This window comes from Streptomyces sp. AM 2-1-1 (genome assembly GCF_029167645.1).
Classification (GTDB): Bacteria; Actinomycetota; Actinomycetes; order Streptomycetales; family Streptomycetaceae; genus Streptomyces.
This window is the reverse complement of sequence record NZ_CP119147.1, coordinates 944,163-958,969: the sequence shown is the minus strand read 5'-3', so window position 1 is coordinate 958,969 and position 14,807 is coordinate 944,163. Positions and strand designations below refer to the sequence as shown.

General features: G+C 73.2%; 15 protein-coding genes. 7 read left to right on the top strand and 8 right to left on the bottom strand.

The features are described from left to right. Nucleotides 1-36: 36 nt before the first annotated feature. From PZB77_RS04050 to PZB77_RS04040, 3 genes are all read right to left on the bottom strand, one after another. Entirely contained in the window at nucleotides 37-1,233 is a 1,197-nt protein-coding gene (locus tag PZB77_RS04050; RefSeq protein WP_275491139.1) for an amidohydrolase, read from the bottom strand. 287 nt (nucleotides 1,234-1,520) lie between these two features. Then, complete coding sequence (locus tag PZB77_RS04045) at nucleotides 1,521-2,480, bottom strand: electron transfer flavoprotein subunit alpha/FixB family protein (RefSeq protein WP_275491138.1); 960 nt, start codon at nucleotides 2,478-2,480, stop codon at nucleotides 1,521-1,523. Nucleotides 2,481-2,590: 110 nt separating this feature from the next. Further along, complete coding sequence (locus PZB77_RS04040) at nucleotides 2,591-3,376, bottom strand: electron transfer flavoprotein subunit beta/FixA family protein (RefSeq protein ID WP_275491137.1); 786 nt, start codon at nucleotides 3,374-3,376, stop codon at nucleotides 2,591-2,593. A 109-nt stretch (nucleotides 3,377-3,485) separates the two neighbouring features. Here PZB77_RS04040 and PZB77_RS04035 point away from each other — a divergent pair, with 109 nt between their 5' ends. Together PZB77_RS04035 and PZB77_RS04030 are read left to right on the top strand one after the other, a co-directional pair. Further along, complete coding sequence (locus PZB77_RS04035) at nucleotides 3,486-4,274, top strand: TetR family transcriptional regulator (protein ID WP_275491136.1); 789 nt, start codon at nucleotides 3,486-3,488, stop codon at nucleotides 4,272-4,274. Between the two features lie 132 nt (nucleotides 4,275-4,406). Further along, the gene (locus PZB77_RS04030) at nucleotides 4,407-4,790 is read left to right on the top strand and encodes a zinc ribbon domain-containing protein (RefSeq protein ID WP_275491135.1); all 384 of its coding nucleotides are present in this window, start codon (nucleotides 4,407-4,409) and stop codon (nucleotides 4,788-4,790) included. Between the two features lie 76 nt (nucleotides 4,791-4,866). Here PZB77_RS04030 and PZB77_RS04025 read toward each other — a convergent pair whose 3' ends face one another. Continuing rightward, nucleotides 4,867-5,562 carry a type 1 glutamine amidotransferase domain-containing protein gene (locus PZB77_RS04025; RefSeq protein WP_275491134.1) on the bottom strand — a complete coding sequence of 232 codons (696 nt, stop codon included), beginning with the start codon at nucleotides 5,560-5,562 and terminating at the stop codon, nucleotides 4,867-4,869. A gap of 559 nt (nucleotides 5,563-6,121) precedes the next feature. Between PZB77_RS04025 and PZB77_RS04020 the strand changes: the two genes are divergently transcribed. The 3 genes from PZB77_RS04020 (at nucleotide 6,122) to PZB77_RS04010 (ending at nucleotide 9,537) form a co-directional block, all read left to right on the top strand. After that, nucleotides 6,122-6,886, top strand: a complete 765-nt coding sequence (locus PZB77_RS04020; protein ID WP_275491133.1) for a GNAT family N-acetyltransferase — start codon at nucleotides 6,122-6,124, stop codon at nucleotides 6,884-6,886. A gap of 135 nt (nucleotides 6,887-7,021) precedes the next feature. Continuing rightward, nucleotides 7,022-7,885 (top strand): inositol monophosphatase family protein, encoded by an 864-nt coding sequence (locus PZB77_RS04015; protein WP_275491132.1) that lies wholly within the window; start codon nucleotides 7,022-7,024, stop codon nucleotides 7,883-7,885. A 233-nt stretch (nucleotides 7,886-8,118) separates the two neighbouring features. Then, nucleotides 8,119-9,537, top strand: coding sequence for an NAD(P)/FAD-dependent oxidoreductase (locus PZB77_RS04010; protein WP_275491131.1), 1,419 nt, complete (start codon nucleotides 8,119-8,121; stop codon nucleotides 9,535-9,537). A 28-nt stretch (nucleotides 9,538-9,565) separates the two neighbouring features. Here the strand turns inward: PZB77_RS04010 and PZB77_RS04005 are convergent, their stop codons facing one another. After that, complete coding sequence (locus PZB77_RS04005; RefSeq protein WP_275491130.1) at nucleotides 9,566-10,135, bottom strand: hypothetical protein; 570 nt, start codon at nucleotides 10,133-10,135, stop codon at nucleotides 9,566-9,568. Nucleotides 10,136-10,294: 159 nt separating this feature from the next. On the opposite strand from PZB77_RS04005, the gene PZB77_RS04000 reads away from it, so the two are divergent. Further along, nucleotides 10,295-11,770, top strand: coding sequence for an AlkA N-terminal domain-containing protein (locus tag PZB77_RS04000; protein ID WP_275491129.1), 1,476 nt, complete (start codon nucleotides 10,295-10,297; stop codon nucleotides 11,768-11,770). A gap of 75 nt (nucleotides 11,771-11,845) precedes the next feature. Then, on the top strand, nucleotides 11,846-12,370 hold the full coding sequence (locus PZB77_RS03995; RefSeq protein ID WP_275491128.1) for a methylated-DNA--[protein]-cysteine S-methyltransferase: 525 nt from the start codon (nucleotides 11,846-11,848) through the stop codon (nucleotides 12,368-12,370). 109 nt (nucleotides 12,371-12,479) lie between these two features. Here the strand turns inward: PZB77_RS03995 and PZB77_RS03990 are convergent, their stop codons facing one another. From PZB77_RS03990 to PZB77_RS03980, 3 genes are all read right to left on the bottom strand, one after another. Next, nucleotides 12,480-13,064 (bottom strand): TMEM165/GDT1 family protein, encoded by a 585-nt coding sequence (locus PZB77_RS03990; RefSeq protein ID WP_275491127.1) that lies wholly within the window; start codon nucleotides 13,062-13,064, stop codon nucleotides 12,480-12,482. Between the two features lie 236 nt (nucleotides 13,065-13,300). After that, complete coding sequence (locus tag PZB77_RS03985) at nucleotides 13,301-14,038, bottom strand: Sir2 family NAD-dependent protein deacetylase (RefSeq protein WP_275491126.1); 738 nt, start codon at nucleotides 14,036-14,038, stop codon at nucleotides 13,301-13,303. An 81-nt stretch (nucleotides 14,039-14,119) separates the two neighbouring features. Further along, nucleotides 14,120-14,617 (bottom strand): NUDIX hydrolase, encoded by a 498-nt coding sequence (locus PZB77_RS03980; protein WP_275491125.1) that lies wholly within the window; start codon nucleotides 14,615-14,617, stop codon nucleotides 14,120-14,122. Nucleotides 14,618-14,807 lie beyond the last annotated feature (190 nt).

The window sequence follows — 14,807 nt, the reverse complement described above, 5'->3', positions numbered from 1 at the left end:
GGTGGTGTGGGACGGCGCGGCGGACGGTCCGCGTCCTCAGGTCCGCGCGAGCCTTTCGCGGTGGGCCGCGAGGACCGTGGCGCACTGCTCCTCGTCGAGCACGAGGTCCACAGCGGTGAGGGCGAGCGCCTTCGCCGCGTCCAGTACCGCCCGATCGGCGGCCGGGGAGATCGCCTCGGCGGCGAACTGCCGGGTGTGCGGCGTTCCTTCGGCACCGAGAATGCCGATGGAGGGGTGGATGGCCGGCAGGATGTGCGTGACGTTACCCATGTCCGTCGAGCCGCCCGGCGGCGCCGTGCCGTCGGACGGGACACGGGGCGTGCGCCCGAGCGCCGTGATGTGGCGCCCGTACGCGTGCATCAGCCAGGGGTCGTGGCGCAGGTCGAGGTAGTCGGGCTGGGTGGAGTGCACGCTCATCGTGGTTCCGGTGGCGATCGCCGCGCCCCGGAAGCAGTTGAGGACGCGCTCCTTGAGTCCGTCCAACTGCTCGGCGGACGGTGTCCGTACCTCGTAGTGGAGGGTGCTGCTCTCGGGGATGATGTTGCTGACCGTGCCTCCGTCGGTGACGATTCCCGCGATCCGGCAGTCTCCCGCCACCTGTTGGCGGAGCAGCCCGACCGCCACCTGGGCGACGACCGCCGCGTCCGCGGCGTTGAGCGCGCGTTCGGGTGCGGCGGCGGCGTGCGAGGCCCGCCCTTCGAAGGTGATGCGGAAGCGGCTGACGGCGGGGGAGGAGTTCTCCGCCCGGCAGTGGTCGTGGCGTTCGGGGTGGGCCATCATCGCCACGGTGACGTCGTCGAAGGCGCCGCGCTCCAGCAACAGCACCTTCCCGCCGCCCTCTTCCTCGGCGGGGCTGCCGATCACCTTGACGCGGAAGCCCAGTTCGTCGGCGAGGGGCCGCAGCGCGACGGCGGCCCCGGCGGAGGCGGCGCAGATGACGTTGTGCCCGCAGGCGTGCCCGAGGCCCGGCAGCGCGTCGTACTCCGCGCAGACTCCTATGGTCGGTCCGCCGCTGCCGTAGGTCGCGGTCAGCGCGGTCGGCAGTCCGTGCACCCCCTCCGCGACCTCGAAGCCCGCCTCCCGCAGCAGAGCGCCGAGACGCGCCACCGACGCGTGCTCCTCGAACGCCGTCTCGGGCTCGGCGTGCAGGGCGTGGCTGAGGGAGAGGAGCCGGTCGGCCCAGCCGTCCACGGTGGCACGGACGCGGGTGTGCGGCGGTATCGCTCGGGTCATGACGGCTCCATGGGCGCCGCGAGGAGACCGGTCGGCAGGCGGGAGACGACGGGCTCGCGACTGAACGTGTGCGGTACGGGCTAGGCGGCGCGCCGCCTTCGGGCGTCGGGCGGTCCACCGCGGACCCTGAAGGGCTTGCGGGGGAGCATCACCTTAGGTCCCCGCGAGCCCTTCAGGTGCGGCCCCACCCCGTGCACACGACAGGGCCGGGGCCGCGTGGGGTGTCCGCGTGGTCCCGGCCCGTGGCCGTGCGTGGTCCTCCGCGAGGGTCGTCGCGGGGGTGTGGTTCAGCCCTTGCGGGCGTTGATCTCCTCGGTGAGCTGGGGGACGACGGTGAACAGGTCACCGACGACGCCGTAGTCGACGAGTTCGAAGATCGGGGCCTCGGCGTCCTTGTTGACCGCGACGATCGTCTTCGAGGTCTGCATACCCGCCCGGTGCTGGATCGCACCCGAGATCCCCGACGCGATGTAGAGCTGCGGGGAAACGGACTTGCCCGTCTGCCCGACCTGGTTGGTGTGCGGGTACCACCCCGCGTCGACCGCCGCCCGCGACGCACCGACCGCCGCACCGAGCGAGTCCGCGAGCGCCTCGATCACCGCGAAGTTCTCCGCACCGTTGACACCCCGCCCACCCGACACCACGATCGCCGCCTCCGTCAGCTCCGGACGCCCCGACGCGGCACGCGGCGTCCGCGACAACACCTTCGCACCCGCCACCGCACCGAACTCCACCACCAGCTCCTCCACCGCACCCGCCGCCACCACCGGCTCCACCGGCGCCGAGTTCGGCTTCACCGTGATCACCGGCACCCCCCGCGAAACCCGCGACTTCACCGAGAACGACGCCGCGAACGCCGACTGCGTCGCCACCGGACCCGACTCACCCGCCTCCAGATCCACCGCGTCCGTGATGATCCCCGAACCGATCCGCACCGCCAGCCGCGCCGCGACCTCCTTGCCCTCCGCCGACGACACCACCAGCACCGCCACCGGCTCGACCACCGCCACCGCCGCCTGCAACGCGTCGACCTTCGGCACCACCAGATACTCCGCGAACCGCTGCTCCGACGACGTCAGCACCCGCACCGCACCGTGCTCCGCCAGCACACCCACCGTGTCCGCCGCACCCGCACCCAGCACCACCGCGACCGGATCACCGATCCGCCGCGCCAGCGTCAACAACTCCAGCGTGGGCTTACGGACCGCACCGTCCACATGATCGACAACAACCAGAACCTCAGCCATGACACATCCACTTCCTGCGAAACCAGAGACGAAAAGAGAAAGGCAGAACGGTGAGCGGGCATCCCCACCACCCCGTCACCCGGGCACCCCGCACCAGAGGCGCGGCCGCGTCAGATGAACTTCTGGCCCACGAGGAACTCGGCCAGCCGCCTGCCGCCCTCACCCTCGTCCTTCACGATCGTGCCCGCCGTCCGCGCCGGACGCGCCACCGCCGCGTCGACCACCGTCCACGCACCCGCCAGACCCACCTCGTCCGCACCGATCCCCAGATCATCCAGATCCAGCGCCTCGACCGGCTTCTTCTTCGCCGCCATGATCCCCTTGAACGACGGGTAACGCGCCTCGCCCGACTGGTCGGTCACCGACACCACCGCCGGCAACGGCGCCTCCAGCTCCTCCGACGCCGCGTCCCCGTCACGCCGCCCGGTCACCGTGCCACCCGCCACCGCCACCTGCGACAACAACGTCACCTGCGCCACACCCAGACGCTCCGCCAGCACCGCCGGCAGCACCCCCATCGTGCCGTCCGTCGACGCCATCCCGCAGATCACCAGATCGAAGCCCGTCCTCTCGACCGCCTTCGCCAGCACCAGCGACGTCCCCATCACATCACTGCCGTGCAGAGAATCGTCCTCGACGTGCACCGCCCTCTCCGCACCCATCGACAACGCCTTGCGCAACGCGTCCTTCGCGTCCCCGGGACCCACGGTCACCACCGTGACCTCCGCCCCGTCCGCCGCGTCCGCGATCCGCAACGCCTGCTCGACCGCGTACTCGTCCAGCTCCGACAACAGACCGTCCGCATCCTCACGGTCCACCGTCAGATCATCCGCGAACCCCCGCTCACCGGACGCGTCGGGCACGTACTTCACACAGACAACGATCCTCAAGCTCACGCCGGCTCTCCTACCTGGTGGTGGTCGTAGTGTCGAGATTATGACACTCAGTACCCTCTGTAAAGGTACCCAGTGCCAGATCGTGGCGTCCGGTGCTACCTTGCGCGGCATGACCGATGCGCGCAGACCAGCGAAGAAGGCCCCCATGCGGGAGGTGCTCGCCGCGGCGGCGTTCGAGCTCTTCGTGGAGAAGGGCTTCGAGCGGACCACCGTGGACGACATCGTGGCGCGCGCCGGGGTCGGACGCCGGTCTTTCTTCCGTTACTTCCCCTCGAAGGAGGACGTGGTCTTCCCCGACCACGAGAGCTGCCTCGCCGAGACGACGGCATTCCTCGCCGCCGCCGAGGAAGCACAGGACGCGAAGGGCGCGAGCGGCACCGCGGGCGCCGACCCGGTCGGCACGGTCTGCGACGCCGCGCGGATCGTGCTGGGCATGTACGCGGCCAAACCCGAATTCTCGGTCCGGCGCTACCGGCTGACCCGTGAGGTGCCGGGGCTGCGGACCTATGAACTCTCCGTCGTGCGGCGGTACGAGCAGACCTACGCCGGCCACCTCCGGCGCGCGTACCGGGATCTGCCGGACGGTGCGCTGCGCGCCGAGGTGGCCGCCGCCTCGGTGGTGGCGGCGCACAACAACGGGCTGCGGCTCTGGTTGCGTTCGGGCGGGGTGGGCGACGTGCACGAGGCCGTGGAGCACGCCCTCGACCTGGTCCGCGACCTGTGGTCCGGTCCGCCGGTCCCCGCGGACCGGACGGACCCGGCGCAGGCCGGCCCCGACGCCCTCGTCCCTGACGGACCGGAGGGTCCCGAACGGGATGTCATCGTCATGGTCGCGCAGCGCGGCACCCCGATGTGGCGGGTCGTCCAGCAGATAGAAGCGGCCGTCGGAGAAGGCTGACCACGGCCGGACGGAGACGGTCGGCAGCAATGGGCACTCAGTATCTTTACGTGTAGGCACTGAGTGCCATATGGTGCGGACGCGGCGCTGCCGAGGTGCGGCGCGTCCGAGCCGAGCGCAGGGGGTCCCGACATGTTCCCGTCAGCAAGTGGCACCGCGCACCAGGTGATCGAGGAGGCGGGGCTGCCTTACCAGCGCTGCCGCTGGTGCGGTACGGCCTCCTTCCGGAGGCAACTCTGCCCGGTCTGCGCGTCCAGCGACTTCACCCCGGAGCGCAGCTCCGGTGACGGGGTCGTCGTGCGGACCGCCGTCATCCACCGGTACACCGACGACGCGCGGAACGAATCCCTGGTCCGCTTCCCGGAGGGGTTCGTCTTCCGCTGCCAAGTGGTGGGCGCCGCCCCGCACTTGGTCGAGGTCGGCGCCCGGGTGCGCCCGCTCCCGGCCGACGAGCCCGACGGGGGCGACGTGATCCTCGAACTCTGCCAGCCGCCCGCCCACCGCGACTGGTACTGACGAGCCGTAGACCTCCGACGCCCGGACCCGCGGGCCCGCCGCGGAACAGTGGCCGGGAGCATGGCGAACCGGACGGTCAGCCGAGCCTCTTGACCATTTCGGCGGCCAACGGTGCCGAGGAGGCCGGGTTCTGACCGGTGATCAGATTGCGGTCGGTGATGACGTGGGGGGCCCACGGCTCGCTCTCCTGGAAATCCGCCCCGAGTTCCACCAGCCGGTCCTGGAGCAGCCAGCTCGCCTTGTCGGCGAGCCCGGCCTGCGTCTCCTCCGCGTTGGTGAACCCGGTCAGCCGGTACCCGGCGAAGGTGGGGGAGCCGTCCGGTCGCTTCGCGGCGAGCAGCGCGGCCGGGGCGTGGCACACCACGCCGAGCGGCTTGCCCGAATCCAGAGCGCGGGTCAGCAGCTCACCGGAGACGGGATCGACGGCGAGATCCTCCATCGGGCCGTGGCCGCCCGGAAAGAACACCGCGTCGTAGTCGTCCAGCCGGACCTCGTCGAGCGCCAGCGGCGTCCGCAGTTCGTCCATGGAATCCAGCGTGGCCGCGATCCGGTCCGCGTTCTCCTTCCCACCGTTCGCCTCCGGAGCGAGACTCGCCCGGTCCACGGTCGGCTCGATCCCGCCCGGGGTGGCGACGACGACCTCGTGCCCGGCCGCCTTGAACGCCTCGTAGGGTGCGACGGCCTCCTCGGCCCAGAAGCCGGTGGGGTGCTTGCTGCCGTCCGCCAGGGTCCAGTGGTCCGCGCCGGTCACCACAAAAAGGATCTTCGCCATCTCGCACATCTCCGAGGTCGTGGGGTTGCTGACCCTTCGACCGTAGGACGGATCGCCCCCGAGATGCCAACCGGCGACGACCCGAGCGCCCGTACCCACCCGGCCCGGCCCGCCGACGCACCGGAAACGGCCCGTCCGCGCACCGGGACCGGCCCGTCCGCGCACCGGGACCGGGCCGTGCACGCACCGGAACCGGCCCCTACGCCCCCAGGGACCGGGCGCGCCGGGCTCCTCGGGCCGGGCCGCCCGCCCCGCTCGGGTAAACGCCTTGCGCGCCCCTGGGCACCGTGCCAGGCTGGCCGCGCCCCACGCCCTCCCGCACCCCTCACGGACCACGAAGGATCTGAGCCCATGTCCGCGGCGCCCCTCAGCGGCCGCCGTCGGTACTGACCGGTCCGCCCACGCGGCATCGACCGGCCCGCACCACGCCCGTACTCGCACGGCGGCCCCACGGGGCCCGCTCCCACCCGGAGCGGGCATGACGAGCCCCGCGCGCACGAGCCCTCACGGGCCGCCGTCGCGCGCTTCCTCCCTGTCACCTTCGTGAGGTACACACATCGTGGACATCAACGTCCAGAGCTTCGCCGTCGCCAACCTCCGTCGCCGCCCCCATGCCCTGGAGACCGGCGGATTCGTCGCGGGATTCGCCCCCACCACCTCCAGCCCGTACATCAACTACGCCACCCCGCATCCAGGAGCGCGGCCGACCAGGGACGACGTGCGGGCGCTCGTCGCCGCCTTCCGGGAGCGCGGCCTGGTACCCCGCCTGGAGTTCGCGCCGGACGCGGCCCCCGCCGTGGAGGCCGCGCTCAGGGCTGCCGGATTCACCGTCGAGGAGACACACCCGTACCTGGTCTGCACCCCGGCGACCCTGATCCCGCCGCACAGGGACGGCCGGCACCCTGCCGTCCCGGTGGAGACACCCTCCTGCGACGAGGAGTACGCGGCGGTCGACGCGGCCCAGGCGGAGTCCTTCGGGGGGCTCCTCACCCCGTCCGCCGAAGGGACCGCCCGGCTCCGGCGCACGCAGGAGAGCGGCGGGGGTGTCCGCTTCGTCCGGGCGCCCGACGGGAGCTGCGCGGGCGCCGCCGCCTGTTCCGCACCCGCCGTCGGCACCGCGGAACTCGCCGGTGTCGCCACCCGCCCCGCCTACCGGGGCCGGGGCATCGCCGGAGCGGTCACCGCCGCGCTGACCGGGGCGATGTTCGACCGGGGCGCCGCTTCGGTGTGGCTGGAATTCTCCGGTGCGGGCTCACGCCGTGTGTACGAGCGCCTCGGCTACCGTCACCACGGCACCCGCCTGTACATGAGGCTCGAGGCCTGACGCCCACCGCCACGGGGGTGGGGCGGGACGACCGGGTGCACCGGGACCGCCGCCCCACCCCCGTAACGGCGGGTTTCACCGCCGGGAAACCTGTCCGCCTACGGGGGTGCGGCCGGACCGTGCTTAGCTGGAGACATGATCGATGACTTTCTCGCCGCATACGCAGCCGACACCGGGACCACCGGGAGCGTGGGCCAGGTCGCGGTGGTCGAGCAGGCGGTGCGCGCGGCGGTGGCCGCCGAGATCATGCCCCGCCACCGCAGACTCGCCGCCGACGACATCATCGAGAAGAGCGGTCCGCACGACCTCGTCACCAGCGCGGACCGGGAGGCGGAGAAGTACCTCACCGAGGCGCTGACCCGCATCCTGCCGGGATCGGTGGTGGTCGGCGAGGAGGCCGTGCACGAGGATCCCACCGTGTACGGCGCGCTCTCCGGGGACGCGCCGGTCTGGATCGTGGACCCGGTGGACGGCACCCGCCAGTTCGTCCGCGGCGAGGCCGGTTTCTGCACCCTCGTCGCCCTCGCCCACCACGGTGAACTCATCGCCTCGTGGACGTACGCCCCGGTGCTCCAGGAGATGGCCGTCGCCGTACGGGGCCGGGGCGCCACGCTCAACGGGGCGCCGCTCAGGTCCGGCTCGCCCGAGCCCGGCGCCGTGCTGAGGGTCGCCATGTCCCACCCCGACTTCACCACCGACGAGCAGAAGCGCGCCCTGCTCGGCCTGCGGACGGCAGGCATCGACGCCCGCGCCTGCGGCTCCGCCGGACTCGAGTACCTCGCCGTCGCCAAGGGCGGTCTCGACGCGCTCGCCTTCAACTGGGAATTCGCCTGGGACCACGCGGCCGGGCTGCTGCTGGTCGCCGAGGCGGGCGGCTCCCACGCCACCCTGTCCGGCGGGGCGTTCAGGCTGGCCGGCGACAACGACCTGCCGTTCGCGGTCGGCCGGGACGCGGCGACCGTCGCCCGCGTCCGAGCGGCGCTGCTCAGCGGCGTCTGAGCCGGACGGCCCGCCCGGCGCCGGGCGCACCGCCCCCACCCGGAGCCCCGTCTCGTCCCAACGGCGCCGCACACTCCAGCACTTGCGCCCGAAGCACCGTCGGCGCACCGCCATGTCGGCCGCGGTCGTGGCGTCGGAAGCGGGCGGCGGAGCGGAGGGTACCCACGCGTCCGCCGCCCGCGCCCGGGAATATCCTGGGTGCTCCGCCCGTCGCCCCGCGAAGGAGTCCCAAGGTGTCGCCGATGCTTGACGCAGTCGTCGTGGGGGCCGGGCCCAACGGACTGACCGCCGCAGCCGAACTGGCCCGCAGGGGCCTCGCGGTGGAGGTCTTCGAGGCAGCCGACACGGTCGGCGGGGGCGCCCGCACCCAGGAGCTGACCCTCCCCGGCTACCGGCACGACCCCTGCTCCGCCGTCCACCCGCTCGGCATCGGCTCCCCGGCCTTCGCCGGGATGCCGCTCGCCGACCACGGGCTGGAGTGGATCCAGCCGGAGCTGGCACTCGCCCACCCCTTCCCGGACGGCACGGCCGCCGTGCTCAACCGCTCGGTGGGAGAGACCGCGGCCTCGCTCGGCGCCCGGGACGCCGGTGCCTACCGCCGGCTCGTCGCCCCCTACCTCGGCCACTGGGAGAGCCTCGCCGCGGACTTCCTGCGCACGCCGTGGATCGGCCTGCCCCGCGACCCGTACCGGTGGGCGCGCTTCGGACTCGACGCGCTCCAGCCCGCCGCGCTGCTCTCGCGCCGCTTCCGCGACGAGAAGGCCCGCGCGCTCCTCGCCGGACTCGCCGGCCACGCCATCGCGCCCACCTCCGGCGTCGCCACCGGTGGGATCGCCCTGCTCTTCGCGCTCGCCGCGCACGCCAACGGCTGGCCGGTGCCCCGGGGCGGCTCCCAGTCGATCTCCGACGCACTCGCCTCCTACCTGCGCACCCAGGGCGGCACCATCCGCACCGGCATCGAGGTCAAGCGCCTGGACGAACTGCCGCCCGCCCGCGCCTACGTCTTCGACACCTCGCCGACCGCGCTCGCCAGGATCGCCGGACTCGGCAACGCCTACCGCCACTACCGCTACGGCGCCGCCACCTTCAAGATCGACTACGCGCTCTCCGGCCCCGTCCCCTGGACCGCCGAGGAGGCCCGGCGCGCCGGTACCGTGCACCTCGGACCCACCGCCCCCGAGATCGACGCAGCGCTCCGGGCCGCCGTCGACGGCCGCGACCCCAGTGTCCCCTTCCTCATCACCGCCCAGCCGAGCCTGACCGATCCCACCCGCGCGCCCGGCGGGCACCACGTCTTCTGGGCGTACGGACACGTGCCGGCGCGCTGGGAAGGTGACGCCACCGAGGTCATCGAACGCCAGCTGGAGCGCTTCGCCCCGGGCTTCCGCGATCTGGTCCTGGCCCGCGCCGTCGCCGGGCCGCCGGAGCTGGCCGCGCACAACGCCAACTACGTCGGCGGCGACATCGCCTGCGGGGCCTTCGCCGGGCTCCAGACCGTCCTGCGTCCCAAGCTCGCCCGCGTCCCCTACGCCACCGCGCACCCGGCGGTCTTCCTGTGCTCCTCGGCCACCCCGCCCGGCCCGGGCGTCCACGGCATGTCCGGGCACCACGCGGCCCGAGCGGTCTGGCGCAGCCTCCGCGCCGCACGGTGACCCCGGGGCGGGCCGCCGCGCCGTGCCCTCAGGGGCGGGCCGCCGCCCCCTCACGGCCGTTGCCGCGCTTCACCTGCTCCGCGGGCTTCCACCAGCCGGGGGAGACGCTCAACGCCCACACGTCGCCGGCCTGGTGCGCCGTCCGGTCATCGGCGTCATGGTCACCGTCCCCGTAGGGGTCGGGGTCGTCGACGACGAAGACGCGCACCCCCGAACCGGCCACCCGAAAGCGATGGACGTCGCCCGTGAGGTCGTCGGGCTCGACGGTGGAACCCAGGGACGCGAGCACGGCCCGCAGTTCCGCGAACCGGACGCGGGGCGCGAACGCCCCGTACTCCGCCGTGAGCGACGCCGGCACGGAGAGGCCATGGACCAGCCGGTGGACCTGCAGACCGATCCCGAAGCACGACAGCGAGCCCTCGACCCGCGAGAAGGAGAGCTCCACCAGCCCGTAGTCCCGGCGCAACCGGCCCTTGCCGAAATCGTCGTGGCAATCCCGTCCGACCGAGGCGTCCCACGCTTCGGGAGGGGTTCCGATGCCGGTGCCCAGCACGTCGCCGCGCATGGCCACGTGTGCGTAGAAGTCCAGATCGGACATGGTCGAACCTCTCGGGACATCGGTGGCCGTCACCGGAACAGCATGGGGCCGTACGCCCACCGGCGCCGCACGGTGACCCGCCGGGACACCGTATCGCCGTGCGACCCCCATGTCGGATTCTCGCCAGCCGTACGCCCCCGGGTGACCGATGCTTGAAGCATGCACACCGACACCGAGCGCTGCGTGCGGGCCGTCCGGTCCAAGGACGCCCGTTTCGACGGATGGTTCTTCACGGCTGTCCTGACGACCCGGATCTACTGTCGTCCCAGCTGCCCCGTCGTACCGCCCAAGGTCGAGAACATGACCTTCTACCCCAGCGCGGCCGCCTGCCAGCAGGCCGGGTTCCGGGCCTGCAAGCGCTGCCGGCCCGACACCAGCCCCGGCTCCCCGGAGTGGAACGCCCGCGCCGATTCCGTCGCCCGCGCCATGCGCCTCATCCAGGACGGGGTCGTCGACCGCGAGGGGGTCCCGGGCCTCGCCGCCCGCCTCGGCTACTCCGCCCGCCAGATCGAACGCCAGCTCCTGGCCGAACTGGGCGCCGGCCCGCTCGCCCTGGCCCGTGCCCAGCGCGCCCAGACGGCACGGGTCCTGATCGAGACGACGGCGCTGCCCATGGCCGAGGTGGCGTTCGCCGCCGGCTTCGCCTCCATCCGCACCTTCAACGAGACGGTCCGCGAGGTCTTCGCCCTCGCCCCGGGCGAGCTCCGCGCCCGTGCCGAACGCGGTGCCAGGACCGCCGCCACCCCCGGCGTGATCGCGCTGCGGCTGCCGTACCGCGCGCCGCTCAACCCCAGCAACCTCTTCGGCCACCTCGCCGCGACCGCCGTGCCCGGGGTGGAGGAGTGGCGCGACGGCGCGTACCGGCGCACCCTCGCCCTCCCGCACGGCCACGGCATCGTGGCGCTCTCGCCGCGCCCCGACCACATCGCCTGCCGCCTCCAGCTCACCGATCCGCGCGACCTCACCCTCGCCATCAGCCGCTGCCGCCGCCTGCTCGACCTGGACGCCGACCCGGTCGCCGTGGACGGGCAACTGCGCACCGACCCGCTGCTCGCCCCGCTGGTGGACGCCGCACCGGGCCGACGGGTGCCCCGCACGGTGGACGGCGCCGAGTTCGCCGTACGCGCGGTCCTCGGCCAGCAGGTCTCCACCGCCGCCGCCCGCACCCACGCGGCCCGGCTGGTCACGGCGTACGGGAAACCGGTGGAGGACTCCGAGGGCGGGCTCACCCACCTCTTCCCGACGCCCGAGGCGCTGACCGGACTGGACCCCGAAGCACTCGCCCTGCCGCGCAGCCGGCGCACGACGCTGAGCACCCTCGTCGGCGCACTGGCCGACGGTTCGCTCCGGCTGGACGCCGCCGACACCGACTGGGACGAGGCCCGCGCGGCACTGGGCGCGCTGCCCGGTTTCGGGCCGTGGACCGTCGAGGTGATCGCCATGCGGGCCCTCGGCGACCCGGACGCCTTCTGCCCGACCGACCTGGGAATCCGGCGCGCGGCCGAGCGGCTGGGCCTGCCGTCGACCCCGGCGGCGCTCACCGCGCGGGCAACCGGGTGGCGGCCCTGGCGGGCGTACGCCGTCCAGTACCTGTGGACCGTCGACGGACACCCCATCAACCACCTGCCCGCCTGACCCCGGCCCGCGCCCGCGCCTTCGGCCCGTACCCGCGCTCCGGCCACGAGGCCCCGACCCCGGAAGAAGTACGCCATGAGCACCACCATCCCCCCGCACACCCGGACGCACACCCTGCTCGACAGCCCTTACGGCCCGCTCACCCTCGTCGCCACCGACGGAGTCCTCAGCGCCGTGTACATGACCGACCATCGCCACCAGCCACCGCGCGAGACGTTCGGCGAGGAGGTGGACGCCGGTGGGTTCGGCGAGGCGGTCCGCCAGCTGGGGGAGTACTTCGACGGGACGCGCACCGCGTTCGACCTGCCACTCCACCTGGAGGGGACCCCGTTCCAGCGGACCGTCTGGGCGGAGCTCCAGCGCATCCCGTACGGCGAGACGCTCTCCTACGGACAAGTGGCGGCCCGACTCGGCAGACCCGGCGCCTCCCGAGCGGTGGGTCTGGCCAACGGCCGCAACCCCGTCTCGATCATCGTTCCCTGCCACCGGGTCATCGGTGCGTCGGGCGGCCTCACCGGTTACGGCGGCGGCCTCGACCGCAAGCAGCGGTTGCTGGCATTCGAGCGTGGCACGGAGAACGCCACCCCGGCGCTGTTCTGACCCCGCGCGGCCGCGGCGACCGGGCCCGCACATGCCGGAGCCCGGTGACCGGCACCACCCACGCGCCGGTCACCGGGCTCCGCACGCGTACGTGCTCCCGCGTGCGGGGTCAGCCGGTGAAGATCTCCACCGCAGTCCAGATCGCCAGGCCGAGCATGCACACCCCGCCGACCCGCTGGACGGTCTTGAGCGGTACCCGCTTGGCGATGAAACGGCCGGCCAGCAGCGCCAGCGCCGAGACCGACATCAGGGCGGCGGCGGAGCCGATCGCCACCGACCAGGCACCGTTGCTCGCCGCGAGGTTGGCCGTGGTGATCTGGGTGAGGTCGCCCCACTCACTGATGAAGACGGCCATGAAGGCCGTCGCGTAGACGGGCCAGAAACCGGTGACGGTCTTGACCTCCGTCTCCTCGTCCTCGTCGTCGCCCCCGCCGCGCAGCAGCATGAAGGCGCCGAAGGCGAAGAGCAGGGCCGAGACCAGCTTGACGATCCAGCCGGGCAGCAGCCCGAGGAGACCACCGGCACCGACCGCGATGGCCACGTGGACGATGAACGCGGACGAGGTACCGAACCACACGTAGAGGGGGCGCATGCGCGTTCCCATGGCCAGCGACGCGAACATCGTCTTGTCCGGCAGCTCCGCGAGGAAGATGAGCCCGAAGGCGGTGAGGATCGCCAGGGGGTCGAGGTGCATTCCGGGTGGCTTTCTGTGAGAGGCCGGGCCCCGGGTCTTCGCGAAGCGCCGCACGGGCTCTCGGAGGACCACTCGGCCCGGCATGACCGCAGCACCCGCGGGGGCGCGGGCGTGTCATACCTGACCGAAGGTCTCGCCCACCCGCCATGATCCACGGGCCCGGCCACCGGGAATCCGGGGATTCCAGTGTGTCGACGACCGGTTTTCGGGGCTACTCCCCTTCGCAGCCGTTCACTTTACCCCACCGCCGCCCCACCTGCCCCAAGGCGCTCCAGCAGCTCCGGGAGCGCCGTACCGATCGGCCCGCGCACCACCGCGTCGGCCCGGTCGTCGTACGGCGTCGGCTCCGCGTTCACGATGATCAGACGGGCTCCGTGGTCGGCCGCCACACCGGCGAGCGAGGCCGCCGGGTGCACCTGGAGCGTCGTCCCCACCGCGACGAAGACCTCGCACCCCCGGGCGATCGCCACCGCCAGGGCCAGCACCTCGGGGTCCAGCCGCTCGCCGAACATGACCGTGGCGGTCTTCAGGATGCCGCCGCAGACCGTGCACGGCGGGTCCGCCTCGCCCGCCTCCAGCCGGCGCAGCGCGTCGGCCATGGGGGAGCGGGCGTGGCACCGGGTGCACACCACCTCATGAGCGGTGCCGTGGAGCTCGACCACCTTGCGGGCGGAGAGCCCGGCCCGCTGGTGGAGGCCGTCGACGTTCTGCGTGAGGACCCGTACCGCCGTGCCGGACCGTTCCAGCTCCGCCACCGCGCGGTGGGCCGCGTTCGGCTCGGCGTTCCACGCCGCGTGGGTGCGGCGCATCTGCCAGGAGCGGCGGCGGATCTCCGGATCCGCCATGTAGAAGTCGTAGGTGACGAGCTTCTCGGCCTCCGGGTCCCGGGTCCACACCCCGTCCGGGCCCCGGTAGTCGGGGATGCCGGAGTCCGTGGAGACGCCGGCACCGCTGAGGATCGCGACAAGGGTCATGCGGCGAGCCTACGGAGCCGGGGTGCCGCCCCGCGACCGTGTTTCCGGGGGCCGCCGGCACCGGCTCCCCGGAGCGCTCCGTCAGCGGACGGGCGGCCGGCCGTCCTCCAGCTCCACCGCCCCGGCACCGGAGTCGAGCGCGTCCAGCGCGGCTCGCACCCGTCGGCCGAGCGAACCGAGGAGATGGTCGCCGAGCGCGGCACGTTCCACGAGCTTCCAGGAGAGCAGCTCCTCCTCCTGGAGGACGATCGACGCCAGCTGGGCGTCGCTCAGCACCCCGCCGTCGAAGAGGTACGCCGCGATCGGCGGCCGCTGCGCGCCGCGCACCCAGTCCACCACCAGCAGCCGTCCCGGCTCCAGGTCGAGGCCGATCTCCTCGGCGCTCTCGCGCCGCGCCCCCTGGCGGGGACCCTCGCCGGTGTCCGACTCGATCGTCCCGCCGGGCAGGGCCCAGCCGTCGCGGTAGTTCGGCTCGACCAGCAGGACCCGGCCCTCTCCGTCGCGGTAGAGGCAGGCCGCTCCCGCCAGGATCCGGGGCAGGCCGGCGATGTACGTGGCGTAGTCGTCAGTCGTGGTCACCGCGCCACTGTAGAGGCTCGCCGAGGCCCCCCGGCAGTGACCGCCGCCGCCGGCGCCCGGTGGGAGGCGCACGACTCCCGACCCGCGCCCGTTCGGAGGAGCGGAGCCGCCGGCTATCGGCCGGTGGGGGGATTTCTGACGGTTGGTCGGTCGCGCCGATCCCCTCTCGCGGATCACCTGTGGCATCCCT